The sequence below is a fragment of the Pseudomonas sp. FW305-20 genome (assembly GCF_058788075.1).
Map to the genome: position 1 here is coordinate 98486 of NZ_JBYTAJ010000016.1, position 19432 is coordinate 117917.

Annotated in this window: 17 protein-coding genes, 2 tRNA genes and 2 pseudogenes; 12 read left to right on the top strand and 9 right to left on the bottom strand. The window is 59.2% G+C overall.

Translation table 11 applies throughout. The annotated features are described in order from the left end of the window. Positions 1-103 precede the first annotated feature (103 nt). Genes murI through hemA form a run of 5 tightly spaced genes read right to left on the bottom strand, consistent with a single transcriptional unit; the run spans position 104 to position 4836 of the window. Entirely contained in the window at positions 104-895 is a 792-nt protein-coding gene (murI, locus tag AC3WP4_RS15935; protein ID WP_074880235.1) for a glutamate racemase, read from the bottom strand. Then, the gene (locus AC3WP4_RS15940) at positions 888-1643 is read right to left on the bottom strand and encodes a molybdopterin-synthase adenylyltransferase MoeB (RefSeq protein ID WP_102615264.1); all 756 of its coding nucleotides are present in this window, start codon (positions 1641-1643) and stop codon (positions 888-890) included. The genes murI and AC3WP4_RS15940 overlap by 8 nt, the downstream gene beginning before the upstream one ends. Beyond that, on the bottom strand, positions 1637-2467 hold the full coding sequence (gene prmC / locus AC3WP4_RS15945; protein WP_102615263.1) for a peptide chain release factor N(5)-glutamine methyltransferase: 831 nt from the start codon (positions 2465-2467) through the stop codon (positions 1637-1639). Before prmC ends, AC3WP4_RS15940 begins: the two co-directional genes overlap by 7 nt. Next, positions 2468-3550, bottom strand: a complete 1083-nt coding sequence (prfA, locus tag AC3WP4_RS15950) for a peptide chain release factor 1 (RefSeq protein ID WP_074880244.1) — start codon at positions 3548-3550, stop codon at positions 2468-2470. It lies immediately after the preceding gene. Beyond that, complete coding sequence (gene hemA, locus AC3WP4_RS15955; protein WP_074880247.1) at positions 3547-4836, bottom strand: glutamyl-tRNA reductase; 1290 nt, start codon at positions 4834-4836, stop codon at positions 3547-3549. The genes prfA and hemA overlap by 4 nt, the downstream gene beginning before the upstream one ends. 182 nt (positions 4837-5018) lie before the next feature. On the opposite strand from hemA, the gene AC3WP4_RS15960 reads away from it, so the two are divergent. The 8 genes from AC3WP4_RS15960 (at position 5019) to ychF (ending at position 11939) form a co-directional block, all read left to right on the top strand. Continuing rightward, the gene (locus tag AC3WP4_RS15960; RefSeq protein ID WP_074880251.1) at positions 5019-6743 is read left to right on the top strand and encodes a tetratricopeptide repeat protein; all 1725 of its coding nucleotides are present in this window, start codon (positions 5019-5021) and stop codon (positions 6741-6743) included. A 4-nt stretch (positions 6744-6747) separates the two neighbouring features. After that, a complete protein-coding gene (gene lolB, locus AC3WP4_RS15965) occupies positions 6748-7365 on the top strand; it encodes a lipoprotein insertase outer membrane protein LolB (RefSeq protein ID WP_102615262.1) in 618 nt (205 codons plus the stop codon). 2 nt (positions 7366-7367) lie between these two features. Next, positions 7368-8219 (top strand): 4-(cytidine 5'-diphospho)-2-C-methyl-D-erythritol kinase, encoded by an 852-nt coding sequence (gene ispE, locus AC3WP4_RS15970; protein ID WP_074880862.1) that lies wholly within the window; start codon positions 7368-7370, stop codon positions 8217-8219. Between the two features lie 37 nt (positions 8220-8256). After that, positions 8257-8331: transfer RNA gene (locus AC3WP4_RS15975), tRNA-Gln, on the top strand. Between the two features lie 45 nt (positions 8332-8376). Further along, positions 8377-9318, top strand: coding sequence for a ribose-phosphate pyrophosphokinase (locus AC3WP4_RS15980; protein ID WP_003208392.1), 942 nt, complete (start codon positions 8377-8379; stop codon positions 9316-9318). 141 nt (positions 9319-9459) lie between these two features. Then, positions 9460-10062, top strand: coding sequence for a 50S ribosomal protein L25/general stress protein Ctc (locus tag AC3WP4_RS15985; RefSeq protein WP_076029795.1), 603 nt, complete (start codon positions 9460-9462; stop codon positions 10060-10062). Between the two features lie 169 nt (positions 10063-10231). Continuing rightward, complete coding sequence (gene pth, locus AC3WP4_RS15990; protein ID WP_008153430.1) at positions 10232-10816, top strand: aminoacyl-tRNA hydrolase; 585 nt, start codon at positions 10232-10234, stop codon at positions 10814-10816. Between the two features lie 22 nt (positions 10817-10838). Then, positions 10839-11939 carry a redox-regulated ATPase YchF gene (ychF, locus tag AC3WP4_RS15995; protein ID WP_008011955.1) on the top strand — a complete coding sequence of 367 codons (1101 nt, stop codon included), beginning with the start codon at positions 10839-10841 and terminating at the stop codon, positions 11937-11939. A gap of 113 nt (positions 11940-12052) precedes the next feature. Here ychF and AC3WP4_RS16000 read toward each other — a convergent pair whose 3' ends face one another. The 3 genes from AC3WP4_RS16000 to AC3WP4_RS16010 form a co-directional block, all read right to left on the bottom strand. Continuing rightward, on the bottom strand, positions 12053-12286 hold the full coding sequence (locus AC3WP4_RS16000; protein WP_102615261.1) for a hypothetical protein: 234 nt from the start codon (positions 12284-12286) through the stop codon (positions 12053-12055). Positions 12287-12290: 4 nt separating this feature from the next. Continuing rightward, entirely contained in the window at positions 12291-12470 is a 180-nt protein-coding gene (locus AC3WP4_RS16005; RefSeq protein ID WP_074880266.1) for a hypothetical protein, read from the bottom strand. 80 nt (positions 12471-12550) lie between these two features. After that, positions 12551-13768, bottom strand: coding sequence for an MFS transporter (locus tag AC3WP4_RS16010; protein WP_102615260.1), 1218 nt, complete (start codon positions 13766-13768; stop codon positions 12551-12553). A gap of 331 nt (positions 13769-14099) precedes the next feature. Here AC3WP4_RS16010 and AC3WP4_RS16015 point away from each other — a divergent pair, with 331 nt between their 5' ends. The 3 genes and pseudogenes from AC3WP4_RS16015 to AC3WP4_RS16025 all read left to right on the top strand — a co-directional run. Next, the gene (locus tag AC3WP4_RS16015; RefSeq protein ID WP_074880273.1) at positions 14100-16157 is read left to right on the top strand and encodes a methyl-accepting chemotaxis protein; all 2058 of its coding nucleotides are present in this window, start codon (positions 14100-14102) and stop codon (positions 16155-16157) included. Between the two features lie 116 nt (positions 16158-16273). After that, positions 16274-16350 (top strand) — tRNA-Met (locus AC3WP4_RS16020). 143 nt (positions 16351-16493) lie between these two features. After that, positions 16494-17222, top strand: a pseudogene (locus tag AC3WP4_RS16025) (bestrophin-like domain); the annotation flags it as partial. Positions 17223-17305: 83 nt separating this feature from the next. Here AC3WP4_RS16025 and AC3WP4_RS16030 read toward each other — a convergent pair. Next, positions 17306-17428: pseudogene (locus AC3WP4_RS16030) on the bottom strand (DUF2817 domain-containing protein); the annotation flags it as partial. Between the two features lie 120 nt (positions 17429-17548). Here AC3WP4_RS16030 and ggt point away from each other — a divergent pair. Beyond that, positions 17549-19381 carry a gamma-glutamyltransferase gene (ggt, locus tag AC3WP4_RS16035; protein WP_102615259.1) on the top strand — a complete coding sequence of 611 codons (1833 nt, stop codon included), beginning with the start codon at positions 17549-17551 and terminating at the stop codon, positions 19379-19381. Positions 19382-19432: the final 51 nt, after the last annotated feature.

The following is a 19432-nucleotide window of genomic DNA, read 5'->3' on the forward strand; positions in this document are numbered from 1 at the left end:
CTTTTCCGAACGATTTCGTATGGTTTTTTTTTGTTGCTTAACGCTATAGAAGTCGACGATTAATCAGAAGTTCACCCCAATTACTCGCTTGCCCCGAGTTTTGTTACTCCTTGAAGCTTCGCACAACACCAGCGGTATTCCACAGTATCGGCAAGATATTTCTGAAATGCTCCGGATCGGCACTCGTCCAGAATTGCGCAGCACGCGCAGGTTCTTGGGCGAGCAATTCCCGCTCGGCCAACAATCGCTGAAGTTGCCGCGCTACAGCGGCGCCGGTATCAATCAAACTGATGTCATCGGGGATCATCTGCTTAAGCAACGGCTTTAGGAAGGGATAATGCGTGCAGCCCAGAATTATCGTGTCGCACCCGGCACCGAGCAGCGGTTCGACATACCTGGCCAGCAACTGGCGCAATGCCTCGCTGTGCAGATCGCCGTTTTCAATCAGCTCCACCAGGCCGGGGCACGGCTGGGTGATGACGCGCACATCGGTGGCGAATCGGTCGAGCAACGCCGCGAACTTGGCACTCTGCAAGGTGCCAGTAGTGGCGAGCACGCCGACCACACCGCTGCGGGTGGCGGCAGCGGCCGGTTTGACCGCTGGCTCCATGCCGACGATGGGCCACTCGGGATAATCGCGGCGCAAGTCGGCAACGCCAGCGACCGTCGCCGTGTTGCAGGCCAGCACCAAGGCCTTGGCGCCCTGCTGCTGAAAAAAACCGGCCATCACGCTGCAGCGATGACGGATGAATTCCGGGGTTTTCTCGCCGTAGGGAATATTCCCGCAATCGGCGACGTACAACAGTGACTCGTTAGGCAGCAAACGCTGAATCTCGGCCAGCACCGAAAGCCCGCCGACACCGGAGTCGAACACGCCAATCGGCGCTTCACGCATGCTTCGAACCACAGACGCTGCAGCCCGGATCACGCTTGACCCGCAATTCGCGAAAGCGCGAGCCCAAGGCATCGATCAACAACAGGCGCCCCACCAGCGGCTCGCCGAAACCCACCAGCAATTTCATCGCTTCCAGCGCCTGGAGACTGCCCACCAGGCCAACCAATGGCCCTACGACGCCGGCTTCGCTGCAGGTCAGTTCGGCTTCACTGCCGTGACCATATAAACAGTGGTAGCACGGACTTTCCGGACGGCTCGGGTCAAACACCGACAACTGCCCTTCGAGCCGAATCGCTGCGCCGCTGACCAGAGGTTTACCGGCGGCGACACACGCAGCGTTGACCGCTTCGCGGGTGGAAAAATTATCGGAGCAGTCCAGCACCAGATCCACCGCGGCCACTGCGGCGGCCAGGGAGTCTTCGTCCAGCGCGGTGCGATGGGCAATCAACTGAATTTCGGGATTGATCGCGCTCAGTCGACGGATCGCCGAATCGACCTTGCTCAGGCCGACACTGTCGGTGTCGTGGACGATCTGGCGTTGCAGGTTGGTCAGGTCGACGGTGTCGAAGTCCGCCAGGTGCAATTCACCTACGCCGGCGGCGGCCAGATACAGCGCAACCGGCGAGCCGAGGCCGCCAAGACCGACGATCAACACGCGGCTTTCTTTCAGTCGCAACTGGCCGTCGATGTCGACGTGTTGCAACAGAATCTGCCGACTGTAGCGCAACAACTCCTGATCATTCAGCACGGCAGGCGCCCCAGGCTGATACGTTCGTGACCGCCCAGATCGGTGCGGCTGTGGACTTCTTCAAAGCCGCGGGTCAGCAGTAAATCGCGTACCGCAGTGGCTTGATCGTAACCGTGTTCAAGCATCAGCCAACCGCCCGCTTCCAGATAATCCGGCGCCTGGGCGACGATCAGACGCAGATCGTCGAGCCCGTCGACGCCAGCCACCAAGGCACTGGCCGGTTCGAAGCGCACATCGCCTTCCACCAGATGCGGATCGGCGGAGGCAATGTAAGGCGGGTTGCTGATGATCAGTTGAAAGCGCTGACCTTCCAGCGCACTGAACCAATGACTGCTCAGCACGGTGGCGTTGTTCAGGTGCAGGCGCTGGCGATTGCGCTCGGCCAGGGCCACGGCTTCGAGTACGCGATCCACGGCGGTCACCGTCCAGGCCGGACGCTCGCTGGCCAGGGCCAACGCAATGGCGCCGCTGCCGGTGCCGAGGTCGAGGACCTTGGCAGGTGTGGCCGGCAGCAGTTCCAGCGCAGTCTCCACCAACAGCTCGGTGTCCGGGCGCGGGATCAGCGTATGCGGCGCCACTTCCAGGTCAAGCTTCCAGAAACCTTGCTGGCCGAGGATGTAAGCCACTGGCTCACCGCCACGGCGGCGCTGCAAATACTCGGCAAATTTAAGCGCCGCTTCGCTCGGAACGATGCGCTCGGGCCAGGTGTGCAGAAAACTGCGGGACTTGCCCAACGCCGCGGCCAACAACAATTCGGCATCCAGGCGCGCAGTGGGCGAATCCGGCAGGTCGGCGGCGCGTAACAAACTGGCAATGATCGTCATTTACTCACCTATCGCTGCCAATTGGTCGGCCTGGTATTCGGCCAGCAACGGCTCGATCACCGCATCGACGCCACCCGCGAGGATTTCGTCGAGGGAATACAGCGTCAGGTTGACCCGGTGGTCGGTGACCCGCCCCTGGGCAAAGTTGTACGTGCGAATCCGCTCCGAGCGATCGCCCGAACCGACCAGCAATTTACGCTCGCTGGCGATCGCGTTCGCGGCGGCGCTGGTTTGCTGATCGTTGAGCTTGGCCGACAGCCAGGACATCGCCCGGGCGCGGTTCTTGTGCTGGGAACGTTCTTCCTGGCACTCGACGACGATACCGGACGGCAAGTGCGTGATGCGGATCGCCGAGTCCGTTTTGTTAACGTGCTGACCACCGGCACCGGAGGATTTGTAGGTATCGATGCGCAAATCCGAGGGGTTGATCTCGATCGCTTCTTGCTCGTCCGGCTCGGGCAACACCGCTACGGTGCAGGCCGAGGTGTGGATGCGGCCCTGGGATTCGGTAGCCGGAACCCGTTGTACGCGGTGGGCACCGGATTCGAATTTCAGCTTGCCGTAGACGTTGTCGCCTTCGACGCGAGCGATGACTTCTTTAAAGCCGCCGTGTTCACCGATGTTCTCCGAGAGGATCTCCACCCGCCAGCCACGTCGTTCGGCGTAACGCGAATACATGCGGAACAGGTCGCCGGAGAAAATCGCCGCCTCGTCACCGCCGGTGCCGGCGCGGATTTCGAGGTACACGTTGCGGCCATCGTTCGGATCCTTGGGCAGCAGCATGCGTTGCAGGCTGGCTTCGATGTCGATCAGTTGCTCTTTGGCTTCGCGGACTTCTTCCACGGCCATTTCGCGCATGTCCGGGTCGCTGTCCTTGAGCAGCGCCTGAGCGCCCTCGAGATCGCTTTGTACCTTGAGCAACTGTTTATAGGTTTCGACAATCGGTTCGACTTCCGCGTATTCCTTGGAATAGGTGCGGAATTTGTTCTGATCGGAAATGACTTCGCCGTCGCCAAGCAAGGCGGTCAATTCCTCGAAACGGTCCTGGAGGATGTCCAGCTTATTGAGCAGTGACGCTTTCATTGCGGTTTTTTATCCGAAAAGCTATCCGATGAGCCCTCATTCAGGGCAAAGAGTTCCTGGGCCATGGCCAGCGCATCGAGGCGGCCTTCGGCAGAGAGCTTTTTCAACTGCACGCTCGGTGCGTGCAAGAGTTTGTTGGTCAGGCCCCGCGCCAGTTGCACCAGCACGTCTTCGGCGCTGCTGCCGTTGGCCAGCATGCGCTGGGCCTTCTGCAATTCTTCGTCGCGCAGGCGCTCGCTTTGTTGGCGATAGGCCTTGAGCACATCCACTGCCGCCAGTTCACGCAGGCGGACCATGAAATCTTCGGCACCAATCGAGACCATCTCTTCCGCCGCCTGGGCTGCACCCTGGCGACTCTTGAGGTTCTCGGCGACGACTTCGTGCAGATCGTCGACGCTATAGAGGTAAACATCGTCCAGTTCGCCGACTTCAGGCTCGATATCCCGGGGGACGGCGATGTCTACCATGAAGATCGGCTTGTGCTTGCGCAGTTTCAAGGCGCTTTCCACCGCGCCCTTGCCCAGGATCGGCAACTGGCTGGCGGTGGAGCTGATGACGATGTCGCTGCGCACCAGTTCCGCCGGGATGTCCGAGAGCAACACCGCGTGAGCGCCGAACTGCTCGGCCAGAATGCTCGCGCGCTCCAGGGTGCGGTTGGCGACGACGATGCGTTTCACACCCAATTCGTGCAGATGGCGGGCGACCAGGGTGATGGTCTCGCCGGCGCCAATCAGCAAGGCCTGGCTGCGTTGCAGGTCGCTGAAAATCTGTTTCGCCAGACTGACCGCGGCAAACGCCACCGACACCGGGTTCTCGCCAATGGCGGTGTCGGTGCGCACCTGTTTGGCCGCATTGAACGTGGCCTGGAACAACCGCCCGAGCAACGGACCGATGGTGCCAGCCTCGCGGGCCACGGCGTAGGCCGATTTCATCTGACCGAGAATCTGCGGTTCGCCCAACACCAGCGAATCGAGCCCGGAAGCCACCCGCATCATGTGACGAACTGCCGCATCATCTTCGTGCACATAAGCGCTCGCACGCAGCTCTTCGAGGCTCAAATGATGATAATCGGCCAGCCAGCGCAGAATGACGTCCGCCGAAAGGTGATCCTGTTCTATATAGAGTTCACTGCGATTGCAGGTGGAGAGGATCGCGGCTTCGCGGCTGTCGGTGAGTCGGCAGAGCTGCTGCAAGGCCTCCACCAGTTGCTCAGGGGTAAAGGCCACGCGCTCGCGGACGTCTACTGAAGCAGTCTTGTGGTTAATACCGAGTGCAAGGAAGGCCATTCAAGGTCGCTGATAGTGACGTGAAGCCGGCAATTGTCCTACTTCGACAGAGCCAGAACAACTACCGCTGACTATTGTCCCAATGATCTGCCTCTATAAAGGTGCCGATTGAGTCTCGGTTATGTTTGGCCGAAGGCTTGTGTCATGATGATCCGACCGCAGGTTAGTCGTCCTCTTCCTATATGAATAGATCTTCCGCGTTGCTCCTCGCTTTTGTCTTCCTCAGCGGCTGCCAGGCCTTGGCACCCGTTTCGTCGGACGGTACGCCGCCGGTCGAAGACAGCACTCCGGCCCCTGAAAAGCCCAAGGTCTACAGCTCATTCAGTGAAGAAACCGTCTTCAGCCTGTTGAGCGCCGAACTGGCTGGCCAGCGCAATCGTTTCGACATTGCCCTGGACAACTACGTGACCCAGGCAATCAATACTCAGGATCCGGGCATCTCCGAGCGAGCATTCCGTATTGCCGAGTATCTGGGCGCCGATCAGGCCGCCCTGGACACCGCGCTGATCTGGGCGAAAAACGCGCCGCAAGACCTTGAGGCGCAACGGGCCGCTGCCGTGCAACTGGCTCGTGCCGGGCGCTATGACGACTCCATGGTCTATATGGAGAAAGTCCTGCAAGGCAAGGGCGACACGCATTTCGACTTCCTCGCCCTGTCTGCGGCCGATACCGACCAGGACACGCGCAACGGCTTGATGAAAAGTTTTGACCGTTTATTGCAGCGCCATCCGAACAACAGTCAGCTGATTTTCGGCAAAGCCTTGCTGCTGCAACAGGACGGTGATGCCAAGGGTGCGCTGAGCCTGTTGGAAGACAATCCTCCGGACGAAGGCGAAATAGCACCGATTTTGCTGCGCGCACGCCTGCTGCAGGCCCTCAGTCGTGGCGACGAAGCCTTGCCGCTGCTGCAAAAAAGCATCAAGAAATACCCGGACGACAAACGCCTGCGCCTGACTTACGCGCGCATGCTGGTTGAACAGGACCGCATGGACGACGCCAAAGCCGAGTTCTCGAGCCTGGTTCAGCAGTACCCCGAAGACGACGAGCTGCGTTATTCCCTGGCGCTGGTTTGCCTGGAAGCCAAGGCCTGGGATGAGGCCAAGGGCTATCTGGAAGACCTGATTGCCCGGGAAAGCCACGTCGATTCGGCGCACTTGAACCTCGGTCGTATCGCTGAAGAGCGCAATGACCCTCAAGGCGCGCTGATCGAGTACGCCCAGGTCGGCCCTGGCAACGATTACCTGCCGGCGCAATTGCGTCAGGCCGATATCCTGATGAATAACGGCAAGACCGCAGAAGCCCAAAGCCGTCTGGCTGCGGAGCGCGATGAGCAACCCGATTACGCGATTCAGTTGTACTTGATCGAAGCCGAAACCTTGTCTGCCAATAAACAGCCCGACAAGGCCTGGAATGTATTGAAGCAAGCCTTGCAGCAATACCCGGACGATTTGAACCTGCTGTACACCCGCGCCATGCAAGCGGAAAAACGCAACGACCTGGCGCAGATGGAAAGTGATCTGCGGCTGATCATCAAGCGCGACCCCGACAACGCGATGGCGTTGAACGCCCTCGGTTACACCCTGTCGGACCGTACGACGCGCTACGTCGAAGCCAAGGCCTTGATCGAACAAGCGCACAAGATCAATCCGGAAGACCCGGCGGTACTCGACAGCCTCGGCTGGGTGAACTTTCGCATGGGCAACCTCGACGAAGCCGAACGCCTGCTGCGCCAGGCGCTGGAGCGCTTCCCCGATCAGGAAGTCGCCGCGCACCTGGGCGAAGTCCTGTGGGCCAATGGCAAGCAACGGGAAGCCAAGCAAATCTGGAGCAAGTTCCTCAAGGAACAACCCGACAGCCCCATCCTGCGCAGCACCATCAAGCGCCTGACCGGATCAGAGACTCTTTAACATTATGTTTTTGCGCCACCTCATCGTTTTCAGTTTCATCGCCCTGCTCGCCGGTTGCGCGGGCTTCGGTGCCCGCGAATCAGTCCAGGGCAAAGGCAACACGGCCCAATGGCGCGTGTACAAACAGCAACTGACCAGCCTCGACGGCTGGCAGATCAACGGCAAGATCGGCATTCGCGCCCCGAAAGACTCGGGCAGCGGCACGTTGTTCTGGCTGCAGCGACAGGATTACTACGACATTCGCCTCTCCGGCCCCCTGGGTCGCGGCGCAGCACGCCTGACCGGCCGCCCCGGCAAGGTCTCGCTGGAAGTCGCCAACCAGGGCCGCTATGAAGCGCCTACGCCCGAAGTGTTGGTCGAAGAACAACTCGGCTGGAAGTTACCGGTGTCGAATCTGGCCTGGTGGGTTCGCGGGCTCCCGGCTCCGGACAGCAAAAGCCGTCTGACGCTGGACACTGACAGCCGCCTGTCCAACCTTGAGCAGGATGGCTGGCAAGTCGAATACCTCAGTTATGCCGAGCAAAACGGCTTTTGGCTGCCCGAGCGGATCAAACTGCATGGCACCGACCTTGATGTCACGCTGGTGATCAAGGAATGGCAACCTCGCAAATTGGGGCAATGAAGATGACTGCTGCGCGCTTGACGCTGCCCTCCCCGGCCAAACTCAATCTGATGCTGCACATCCTCGGTCGCCGTGAAGACGGTTATCACGAGTTGCAGACTATTTTTCAGTTTCTCGATTACGGCGATGAGATCACCTTCGCCGTTCGTGATGACGGTGTGATTCGACTGCACACCGAATTCGAAGGCGTCCCTCACGACAGCAATCTGATTGTTCGAGCGGCAAAAAAACTTCAGGAGCAATCCGGTTGTTCGCTCGGCATCGACATCTGGATCGAAAAAATTCTTCCTATGGGCGGTGGAATTGGTGGCGGCAGTTCAAATGCCGCGACGACTTTGCTCGGTCTCAATCATCTCTGGCAACTGGGTTGGAATGAGGATCGACTGGCCGCTCTAGGCCTGACGCTGGGCGCGGACGTCCCGGTTTTCGTGCGTGGGCACGCGGCTTTTGCCGAAGGCGTGGGGGAGAAACTGACCCCTGTAGACCCCGAAGAACCGTGGTATCTCGTGCTTGTGCCGCAAGTCTCTGTAAGTACAGCAGAAATTTTTTCAGATCCGTTGTTGACACGTAACTCTTCTCCCATTAAAGTGCGCCCCGTTCCCAAGGGAAACAGTCGAAATGACTGCTTACCGGTGGTAGCAAGGCGTTACCCAGATGTACGTAACGCATTGAATTTGTTAGGTAAATTTACCGAAGCAAAACTCACCGGAACTGGAAGTTGTGTGTTTGGGGGCTTCCCAAACAAAGCTGAAGCTGATAAAGTCTCGGCCCTTCTTACAGAGACCCTTACAGGGTTTGTAGCAAAGGGAAGCAACGTTTCGATGTTGCATCGCAAGCTGCAAAGTCTGCTCTAAAAGGAATCGAGTACTGGGTACTCGTTGCAACAGATACAGGGGCGTCGCCAAGCGGTAAGGCAGCAGGTTTTGATCCTGCCATGCGTTGGTTCGAATCCAGCCGCCCCTGCCATTTTCCATACTCATCCAGGTTACCCTCAGCCTCTAGGTACTGCGCGTGTCCAAGATGATGGTCTTTACGGGGAACGCTAACCCCGATCTGGCTCGGCGTGTTGTACGTCAGCTGCATATCCCTCTCGGTGACATCTCTGTCGGTAAGTTCTCCGACGGCGAAATTACTGCCGAGATCAATGAAAACGTCCGCGGTAAAGATGTCTTCATTATTCAGCCGACTTGCGCTCCGACTAACGATAACCTGATGGAACTGGTAGTGATGGCTGATGCCTTCCGCCGCTCCTCGGCTACTCGTATCACTGCTGTTATTCCTTACTTTGGTTATGCCCGTCAGGATCGCCGTCCGCGTTCCGCACGTGTGGCTATCAGCGCGAAAGTCGTTGCTGACATGCTTACCGTAGTCGGCATCGACCGTGTTCTCACGGTTGATCTGCATGCTGACCAAATCCAGGGTTTCTTCGATATTCCGGTAGATAACATCTACGGCTCCCCGGTACTGGTGGATGACATTGAAGATCAGCGCTTCGAAAACCTGATGATCGTATCCCCAGACATTGGCGGCGTCGTGCGTGCACGTGCTGTTGCCAAATCCCTGGGCGTGGATCTCGGGATCATCGACAAACGCCGTGAGAAAGCCAATCACTCTGAAGTGATGCATATCATCGGTGATGTCGAAGGGCGCACCTGTATTCTGGTCGATGACATGGTCGATACCGCCGGCACTCTGTGCCACGCGGCCAAGGCCCTGAAAGAGCATGGCGCTGCCAAGGTTTTCGCCTACTGCACACACCCTGTGCTGTCCGGTCGGGCGATCGAAAACATCGAAAATTCAATGCTGGACGAACTGGTGGTGACTAACACCATCCCGTTGTCCGCCGCTGCTCAAGCCTGCTCGCGTATCCGTCAACTGGATATCGCGCCGGTAGTTGCCGAAGCGGTTCGCCGCATCAGCAACGAAGAATCGATCAGCGCGATGTTCCGTTAAGGGCCCTGCCCTTCTCGACCATCTCGTTGACGAAAAGCGCCCCGCCCCGGCATTCCTGTCGGGGCGGGGCTTTTTTGCCCATATCGCCTTTAGCGCTGGTCGCAAACGCTGGGGCGAATGTGGTTATTTTGGAGATACAACATGAACGAATTTACTCTGAATGCTGAAGTGCGTTCCGACCTGGGGAAAGGTGCGAGCCGCCGCCTGCGTCGTCTCGCAAGCCTGGTACCAGCTGTAGTTTACGGTGGCGAAAAAGCCCCTGAATCCATCAGCATGCTGGCTAAAGAAGTTGCCAAACTGCTCGAAAACGAAGCGGCTTACAGCCACATCATCGAGCTGAACGTTGGCGGCACCAAGCAAAACGTAATCATCAAAGCCCTGCAGCGTCACCCGGCCAAAGGCCACGTGCTGCACGCTGACTTCGTACGCGTTGTAGCTGGCCAGAAACTGACCGCTATCGTGCCTGTACACTTCGTTGGCGAAGAAGCTCCGATCAAGAAAGGCGGCGAAGTTTCGCACGTTGTTGCTGAAATCGAAGTGACCTGCCTGCCAAAAGACCTGCCTGAATTCATCGAAGTCGACCTGGCTAACGCCGAAATCGGTTCGATCATTCACCTGTCTGACCTCAAAGCCCCTAAAGGCGTTGAGTTTGTTGCTCTGGCACACGGCGATGACAAGGCTGTTGCCAACGTTCACGCTCCACGTGTTGCTCCAGAAGCTACTGAAGAAGGCGCAGCAGAGTAATTTCACTCTGTTCGCCGGAGTGACCGGAAACATCGCGGACTAAAGCGTAGCGAGAAAGCGGGCGAGATCGCGGAGTTTACATAATGGTAAATGAGCACTTGTCGTCCACTTTCGCCGCACACAACGGTCGCGGCGATGTTATCCACCACTCCAAAGAAGGGCCCCTATCGTGACTGCCATCAAACTGATCGTTGGCCTGGGAAATCCAGGCGCTGAATACGAACAGACCCGGCATAACGCAGGGGCCCTTTTTGTTGAGCGCATCGCGAACGCACAAGGCGTAAACCTTGTGGCGGATCGCAAATATTTCGGCCTGACCGGACGCTATTCGCATCAAGGTCAGGATGTTCGTCTGCTGATTCCCACCACCTACATGAACCGCAGCGGCCAGGCCGTCGCGGCACTTGCCGGATTCTTCCGCATTACGCCTGAAGAAATCCTGGTGGCGCATGACGAACTCGACCTGCCACCCGGCGTTGCCAAGCTCAAACAGGGCGGCGGCCATGGCGGGCACAACGGGTTGCGCGACATCATCGCGCAACTGGGCAATCAGAATACCTTTCACCGCTTGCGGCTTGGCATTGGCCACCCGGGCGTTGCCAGTATGGTTTCAAATTTCGTCCTGGGTCGTGCGCCACGCGCCGAACAGGAAAAACTCGATGCCAGCATCGACTTTGCCCTCGGCGTGCTGCCGGATATCCTCGCCGGGGAATGGAACCGCGCGATGAAAAACCTGCACAGCCAGAAGGCCTGACTCACTCCTCGGGGAAAACACCATGGGATTCAATTGCGGCATCGTCGGCCTGCCTAACGTCGGCAAGTCCACCCTATTCAACGCCCTGACCAAATCCGGGATCGCGGCCGAGAACTTCCCCTTCTGCACCATCGAGCCGAACACCGGTATCGTGCCGATGCCGGATCCACGTCTGGAAGCCTTGGCGGCCATCGTCAATCCAAAGCGCATCCTGCCGACCACCATGGAATTCGTCGACATCGCTGGCCTGGTTGCCGGCGCCTCGAAAGGTGAAGGCCTGGGCAACAAGTTCCTGGCCAACATCCGTGAAACCGATGCCATCGCCCACGTAGTCCGCTGCTTCGAAGACGAGAACGTGATTCACGTCTCCAACAGCGTCGACCCGAAACGCGACATCGAAATCATCGATCTGGAACTGATCTTCGCCGACCTCGACAGCTGCGAAAAGCAACTGCAGAAAGTCGCCCGCAACGCCAAGGGTGGTGACAAGGACGCCGTGGTCCAGAAAGGCCTGCTGGAGCAATTGATCGCTCACTTCACCCTCGGCAAGCCTGCTCGTACGCTGATGAAGAACATGGGCGCCGACGACAAAGCGGTGATTCGTGGTTTCCACCTGCTGACCACCAAGCCGGTCATGTACATCGCCAACGTCGCTGAAGACGGTTTCGAGAACAATCCGCTGCTGGACATCGTCAAAGCCATCGCCGAAGAAGAAGGCGCCATGGTGGTTCCGGTCTGCAACAAGATCGAAGCCGAAATCGCCGAACTGGAAGACGGCGAAGAGAAAGACATGTTCCTCGAAGCCCTGGGCCTCGAAGAGCCTGGCCTGAACCGCGTCATCCGCGCTGGCTACGAAATGCTGCACCTGCAGACCTACTTCACCGCCGGCGTCGAAGAAGTCCGCGCCTGGACCGTCCGCGTGGGTGCTACTGCGCCACAAGCCGCTGGTGTGATCCACACCGACTTCGAGAAAGGCTTCATCCGCGCCGAAGTCATCGCCTACGACGACTTCATCCAGTACAAGGGCGAAGCCGGCACCAAAGAAGCCGGTAAATGGCGCCTGGAAGGCAAGGACTACATCGTTAAAGACGGCGACGTGATGCACTTCCGTTTTAACGTCTAACTTTATTCAGAACAAAGCACTACCCAAGAAAAAGCCGCGTTTAGACGCGGCTTTTTTGTGCCTTTTTTTCATGGATTAAACCAGCACAACACATGCTACGGCGGCTCGTTACCTCACACCCGATACTTGCGCCGATTGAAGAACATCGAAGCCCCCGCCCCCACTACCGCGATTGCAAAGATCCCGACATCAATGCTGCCAATATAGAGCGGCAGCACAAACATCACGCAAAAGCCCAAACCGACCAGAGCAATACCCAGCCATTTCCTGAGTACGTAGCTCCTTACGCAACTGTATAGCAGCAGCATCCCCACGCCTGCCAACGCATATTGAATGTAGAGACTCATGGGCCTATGCCCCTTGTGACTTGATGATCATGGAGGACACGGAACGCTGCGGCCCGATGCCGCCACTGACTTGAGCGTCCAGACTGACGATGACATCGCCAGCGTGATAGGCCTGACACTGAAACGGATGAGCGCTGAGGACAATGCCGTGATTGGCGGTAAATTGATTCCTGTCAAACTCCACTGTTCGCATCCTTAACGAATCCAGAAAGGCGCGAAGTGTCCATCAGGATTTGGGTTATCGCAAATCCGGATCGGTCCGCGTCAGACTTTTTTGCTCCGCGGCAGAAAGATCGCCAACACCCCAAGCAGCGGCAAGAACGAACACAAGAAATACACGTACTCAATGCCGTGAATGTCCGCCAGATGCCCAAGCAACGCCGCGCCAATCCCGCCAAAACCGAACATCAATCCGAAGAACACCCCGGCAATCATCCCGACATTGCCCGGCACCAGTTCCTGGGCATACACCACGATCGCCGAGAAAGCCGAGGCCAGGATGAAGCCGATCACGACGCTGAGGATGCTGGTCCAGAACAGGTCGACATGCGGCAGGATCAGGGTGAACGGCGCTACGCCGAGGATCGAGAACCAGATCACGGCCTTGCGCCCGATCTTGTCGCCGATCGGCCCACCGAAGAAAGTCCCCGCCGCTACCGCGCCGAGAAACAGGAACAAGTGCAACTGTGAACTCGCTACCGACAGGTCGAATTTCTCGATGAGGTAGAAGGTGAAGTAACTGGTGAGGCTGGACATGTAGAAATACTTGGAAAACACCAGCAGCCCGAGTACCACCAGCGCACTGATCACACGGTTTTTCGACAAACCATGCGTCGCCGCCTGGCCTTGTTTGAGTTTGAACAGGCTCAAGTGATTGGCGTACCAGCGGCTGATCCGATAAAGCACGAACAGCGCAAACACCGCGAACAGCCCGAACCAGGCGACATGGCCCTGACCGAACGGAATGATGATCGCCGCAGCCAGCAAAGGACCGAAGGCTGAGCCAGCATTGCCGCCGACCTGAAACGTCGACTGCGCCAAACCAAACCGCCCGCCCGAAGCCAGCCGCGCCACGCGAGAAGCTTCCGGGTGAAAGGTCGAGGAGCCGATACCGATCAACCCTGCCGCCAGCAAAATCATCGGAAAGGTGCCGACCACCGACATCATCAAAATGCCGATCAATGTGCAGATCGTCCCGGCCGGTAACAGCCAGGGTTTGGGGTGCCGATCAGTGTAGTAACCGACCCACGGCTGCAACAGCGAAGCCGTCAGCTGGAACGTCAAGGTGATCAGGCCAACCTGGGTGAAGGTCAGGCCGTAGCTGGCCTTGAGCATCGGATAGATCGACGGCAGCACCGACTGGATCAAGTCGTTGATCAAATGCGCCAGCGCCACGGCGCCGATGATGCGCATGACCAAAGGGCTGCTTTGTGAAGTCGCGGATGCCGGCTGCGCGCCGGTCTGGACATTGCTGATAGCCATAAGAGTTTCCATACAACAGATGGGTGCACACGGGCAGGTGCGCCAATGTGCCATTTTTCGGTGCAACCGCGCCATCCCCTTAGCCTGCTAACGACCTCGTTTTCATCGTTGAAAAGGTGATAGCGCAACGCCATGGTCTGAATCTTGCCTTGGTAATCCGCTTCAACGCGGCCCCTTACAAAGGGGACCGAGAATGGGAAGTTTCGCTACAGAGCCGGCCTACAGAGCTGGCGAGGGTGAACTTTCGAGGCCTTTTAGAAGGGCACCGGTCGCGACCGCAACGGTTGCGACGCACGCCAATGGTGCGTGGTGTCCAGAGGAGTCATGGGGCATGCAGGCTTTTTTATCACCGGGGATCGGGTTGCTGGGGCGTTTTGGCTTCGCACGCAAATTTCAGCTGTTGTTTCTGCTGTTTATCCTGCCGTTGACGGGCAGTCTGTGGATGATCGGTCAAGACTATCGCGACAAACTGAACCTGATCTCCGGCGAACGTGCCGGGGTTCGGCAACTGCTCGCCCTGGACGCTCTGGATAATCTGCTCGCCGCTCAGCGTGATCGCGCGGCTCGCTGGCGCGCCACGGAAACCAATCGTCAGCCGACACCCGCGACGATCGCGGCGATGGCGGCTTTCGATACGGTTCAGCCCGCCGTCGCCCAAGCCACCATGGACCTCGGCAACGCACTGCAAACCGAAGGCGCCGAGGGCGAAACCCTGGCCCGTTTTCAAGCGCTGCAAAGCGCCCTCAACGGCCTGGACTCGAAAAGCCTGAGCAGCGTCGGTTGGTGGCCGGACGGTTACGATCGTTTCACCAATGCCTTGAGCGCTCTGCAAGCCTTGCGCGAACAGATTGCCATGGACAATCGCCTGACGCTGGCGCCGTGGCTGGAAACCTATCTGCTGACGCAGATCTCCACGCAGCACGCGCCGGACCTGATCGAACGCGTCGGCCGTCTCGCCAGCGTTGGTCAGGCCTCTGTAGTGTCCGGGCAGTTCACCCTGCAAAGTCGTCTGCAACTGCGGGACTTGCGCAGCCGCATCGGTGACGCCCGGGAGCAACTGGTCAAAACCGCCAGCCTGCTCGAAGCGCGACTACCCAGCGCATTGCAGGCCTGGGCCGGGCAATACCATGACAGCCTCAAGCACCTGGATGCCGAGTTGAAAGTCCTCGATGACGGTGTGTTCGGCGGCAGCATCAAGCTCAAGCCGGACGAGTTCGAACGCAGCCTCGACACCCTGCTCGCCGACCTCGCTTCGCTGCGTCAGCAATCGTTGGTGTCGCTGGATCAACGTCTGGACTATTACCACGGCTCTGCCATCCGCCAGTTCATCCTGGTCGCGAGCATTTTTGGCTGCCTGCTGCTGGCCGCACTGTACCTGTTCATCTGCTTGCAGGCCTCGATCCGTCGTAGCGCCAGCGGCATTACCCTGCTGGCCGAAGCCTTGCGCGACGGCAATCTGAGCCTGCAAGTACCGGTAGAAGGCCGCGACGAGCTGGCCGCCATCAGCACCGCCCTCAACGTCGCGGTGGTGCAACTGCGCAACAGCCTGCTGGGGGTTGATCATGAAACCTTGCAGCTGAGCAACGCGGTGCGCACCCTTAACCATCACTCCAGCGGCGCCTTGGGGGAAGTCGAAGCCCAGCAGTTGCAGATCAGCCAGATCGCCGCGGCAGCCACGCAATTGGCGGCGACCTCTCAAGGCGTCGCCCAGAGTTGCGAACAGGCCTCCGGCAGCGCTCAGCATACCCAGCGCATTGCCGCCGACAGCAGCCGTGACAGCCTGCGCACGACGGCGAGTATTCAGCAACTCAATCAGCGTTTGAACGATACCGCGGCAGCATTGGGCCGGGTCAGTGAGCAAGGACAGCAGATTCAGTTGGTGGTGGACACCATCCGCGGGGTTGCCGAGCAGACGAACTTGTTGGCACTTAATGCCGCCATCGAGGCCGCTCGCGCCGGTGAGCAAGGTCGTGGCTTTGCGGTGGTGGCCGATGAAGTGCGCAGCCTGTCGCAACGCACCCAGTCCTCCACCGCGCAGATTGCCGGGACTGTCGACAGCCTGCGCAACACCGTAAACGAAGCGGTGAGCCTGATGGAAGCCGCTTGCGGCCAGGCTCAGTCCGACGCCCAGGCCGTCACTGGCCTCGGCGAACGCCTGGGGGAAATCGCCAGTGCCGTGCAGAGCGTCACCGATACCCTGGCGCAGATCGCCACAGCGGTCGACGAGCAAGCGACCACCGCCGACGAGGTCAGCGGCAATATCCAGCAAGTCGATCAGGCGGCAGTACGCTTGCTCGAAGGCGCACGGGCGGTGAACCTGGCAGCGGACACCTTGAGCCAGGGCAGCAAGGCCTTGAGTGCCAATACCGGGAGATTTCAGCTCAGTTGACGCCCTCCCCTGGCCCGTTTTTTCGGGTCAGGCGGATAAGCGGTTGAAAGCGTAGAGAAATATTTTAGATTTACGCTTGACACATCTCCGTTACGAGCCAATAATGCGCGCCACTTGGCTACATAGCTCAGTTGGTTAGAGCATAGCATTCATAATGCTGGGGTCCGGGGTTCAAGTCCCTGTGTAGCCACCAAGTACTAAAAACGGCTTACCGAAAGGTAGGCCGTTTTTTTATGCCTCGAGAAAAGTGCTCCCTGTCCACAGGGCGGTTAGTCCCCACACTTCGCGGTTCTCTCCTACAGTTAACGCCAAAGCTAAACGCAGAGAGACCACCCTATGTACTGGGGCCTGGACGAGATCATTGTGTTTTTCATCGCGGTCGCCATTTTCTGCGTGGTGCTGGAACTCGCTTTTCGTCTCGGCCGTCATCACCGAACCCACAGCAGTGATTCGGCCCGATCCCACCTCACCGTTTTGCAAACCGCCCTCCTCGTTTTGCTCGCGTTGTTGCTGGGTTTCAACTTCGCCATGGCCACTTCACGTTTCGAAGCGCGCAAGACACTGATTCAAGATGAAGTCACGGTAATCGGCTCGACCTATCTGCGAGCGAAGTTGCTGCCACCTGAACTGCGCGGGAAGGTGACAGCGCTGCTCAAGGAGTATGTCTCGGCGCGGATTGAGTACCTGCGCGCCGGCACGGACGAGAAACTGCTGAAGGCGGCCAGCGCATCGTCGCGGACGATCGAGGACCAGTTATGGAATCTGGCCACCGCCGCCGAGGCCCAGGGCGAAGCGACAGCCGCCATGAACCTGATGATCCAGTCGTTGACCGACGTCTACAGTGTCAATGAAAAGCGTCGCGCCGAGCAGGACAATCATGTCCCGGCAACCGTCATCAATCTGCTGTTCGTGGTGGCCATCGGCGCGTTGGGTTTGATCGCTTACAGCTATGGCCTGGGCCACCGTCGACGGCACGGCTCGACGGCCATCTTCGCGGTGCTGATTGCCATGGTCTTCACCCTCATCCTCGACCTGGATCAGCCCCGCAGCGGCTTCATCCGCGTAGGCGAAGAAAGCCTGCTGCGGTTGCAAGAGAATTTGAACCGCACGAGTTCGGGCAAAGAGAGGCCACGTCCGCGCCAATCCCGTCAGGAACGCATTGCCGACAATGCTGGCAACGCCCGCCCCCAGATCTGCCAGGTCCGCAGCCAGACCATCGCCTGCCAGTCACTGTCGGCGGGATAGAACTGCTCAATCAGATTCAGTTTGATACGTCCCGCACTCGATCACAAAGTGGCATCGACCGCACCTGCGGCAGCGCGCGTGGTTTGCGTCGCTTCCGTTCGGCCGATAAAGTCCCCTGATCTTTCCCACGGACGGAGTGCCCCCACGTGTTCTCAGCCTTTCACTTGAGCCGCTATCGCCTGTCAGCCTTTTCGCTGATCGCCGCAGCTTTAACCCTCGCAGCCTGTAGCGCCCCGACCACTTCAACGTTGCCTGTCGCGCCCGAAGCCGCGTCAGGTTATCGCGCCGACCTGCAGACCCAATACGCCTCGAAACACATGGCAGCCGCGGCCAATCCGCTGGCGGCCGAGGCTGGGCGGGAGATGTTGCGTCAGGGTGGTTCGGCAATCGATGCCGCGATTGCGATGCAAGCCGTGCTGACCCTGGTCGAGCCACAATCTTCAGGCATTGGCGGTGGTGTATTTATCGTGCTTTGGGATGGCAAGGCGGTGCGCACTTATGACGGTCGCGAAACCGCTCCGGCCGGCGCCACCGAGAAGCTATTCCTGCAAGTCGACGGCAAACCGATGCCGTTCACCCAGGCGCAGATTGGCGGTCGTTCAGTCGGGACACCGGGCGTGATGCGGGCCCTTGAGTTGGCCCATCAGAAACACGGTCGTCTGCCCTGGGCACAGCTGTTCGAACCGGCGATCAGACTCGCGGATCAAGGTTTCGCCATCTCGCCACGCCTACACCAGTTGATCGCTTCGGATTCGTCCATTCGACGCTCGCCGGACATGGCCGCCTACTTCCTGAATGCCGATGGCAGCCCGAAAGCAGCAGGCACGCAATTGAAAAACCCGGCGCTGGCGGCTGTGTTCAAACGCATTGCCAAGGAAGGACCGGATGCGTTGTACAAAGGCCCCGTCGCACAGGAGATCGTCGCCAAGGTTCAGGGCCACGCCAACCCGGGCAGCCTGTCGCTGAACGACCTCAACGGCTACAGCGCCAAGGAGCGCGCGCCGCTGTGCACCGACTACAAACGCTGGCAGGTCTGCGGCATGCCGCCACCGTCGTCGGGCGGAATTGCCGTGGCGCAGATCCTCGGCACCTTGCAGGCCCTGGAAACCCGTGACCCGCGTTTTGCCCTGGCGCCGCTCAAACCGATCAAGACCAACAAACCTGCGGGCATCGAACCAGCGCCTGAAGCCGTGCACCTGATCTCCGAGGCCGAGCGCCTGGCTTACGCCGACCGCGCGCTGTACGTGGCCGACGCAGACTTCGTGCCCGTCCCCGTCAAAGGTCTGGTGGCCCCTGCGTATCTGGCCGACCGCGCGGCCCTGATCGGCGATCGCAGCATGGGCACGGCCAAACCCGGCACCCCGCCGGGCATTCAGGTCGCCTACGCACCGGACCGCTCGCCGCTGCGCATCTCCACCTCGCAAGTGGTGGCGGTGGATGACGAAGGCGGCGCCGTGTCCATGACCACCACCGTGGAGTCCGCGTTTGGCTCGCACCTGATGGTCCAGGGTTTCCTGCTGAACAACCAGATGACCGACTTCTCCTTCATCCCCGAAGAGAATGGCCAGAAGGTTGCCAACCGCGTCGAACCCGGCAAACGCCCCCGCTCGTCCATGGCTCCGACCCTGATTTTCGACCGTCAGAGCGGCGAATTCCTCGCCACCATCGGCTCCCCCGGCGGCTCGCAGATCATCGAATACGTCGCCAAATCCACCATCGGCCTGCTCGACTGGAACCTCGACCCACAAACCGCCATCAGCCTGCCCAACTTCGGCAGCCGCAACGGCCCGACCGAACTGGAACAGGGGCAGTTCAGCCCGGCGCTGATTCAAACGCTGAAAGACAAAGGCCACAGCGTGAACGAGATCGACATGACCAGCGGGACCCAGGCGATTGTCCGGGTCAAGGATGCGCAAGGGAAAACGTCGTTGGCGGGCGGGGCCGATCCGCGGCGTGAGGGGGCGGCGTTGGGGGATTGAGTCTTACGTGGTAAATGAGCAAGGGCTTACCGGGAGGTAGGCCCTTTTTTA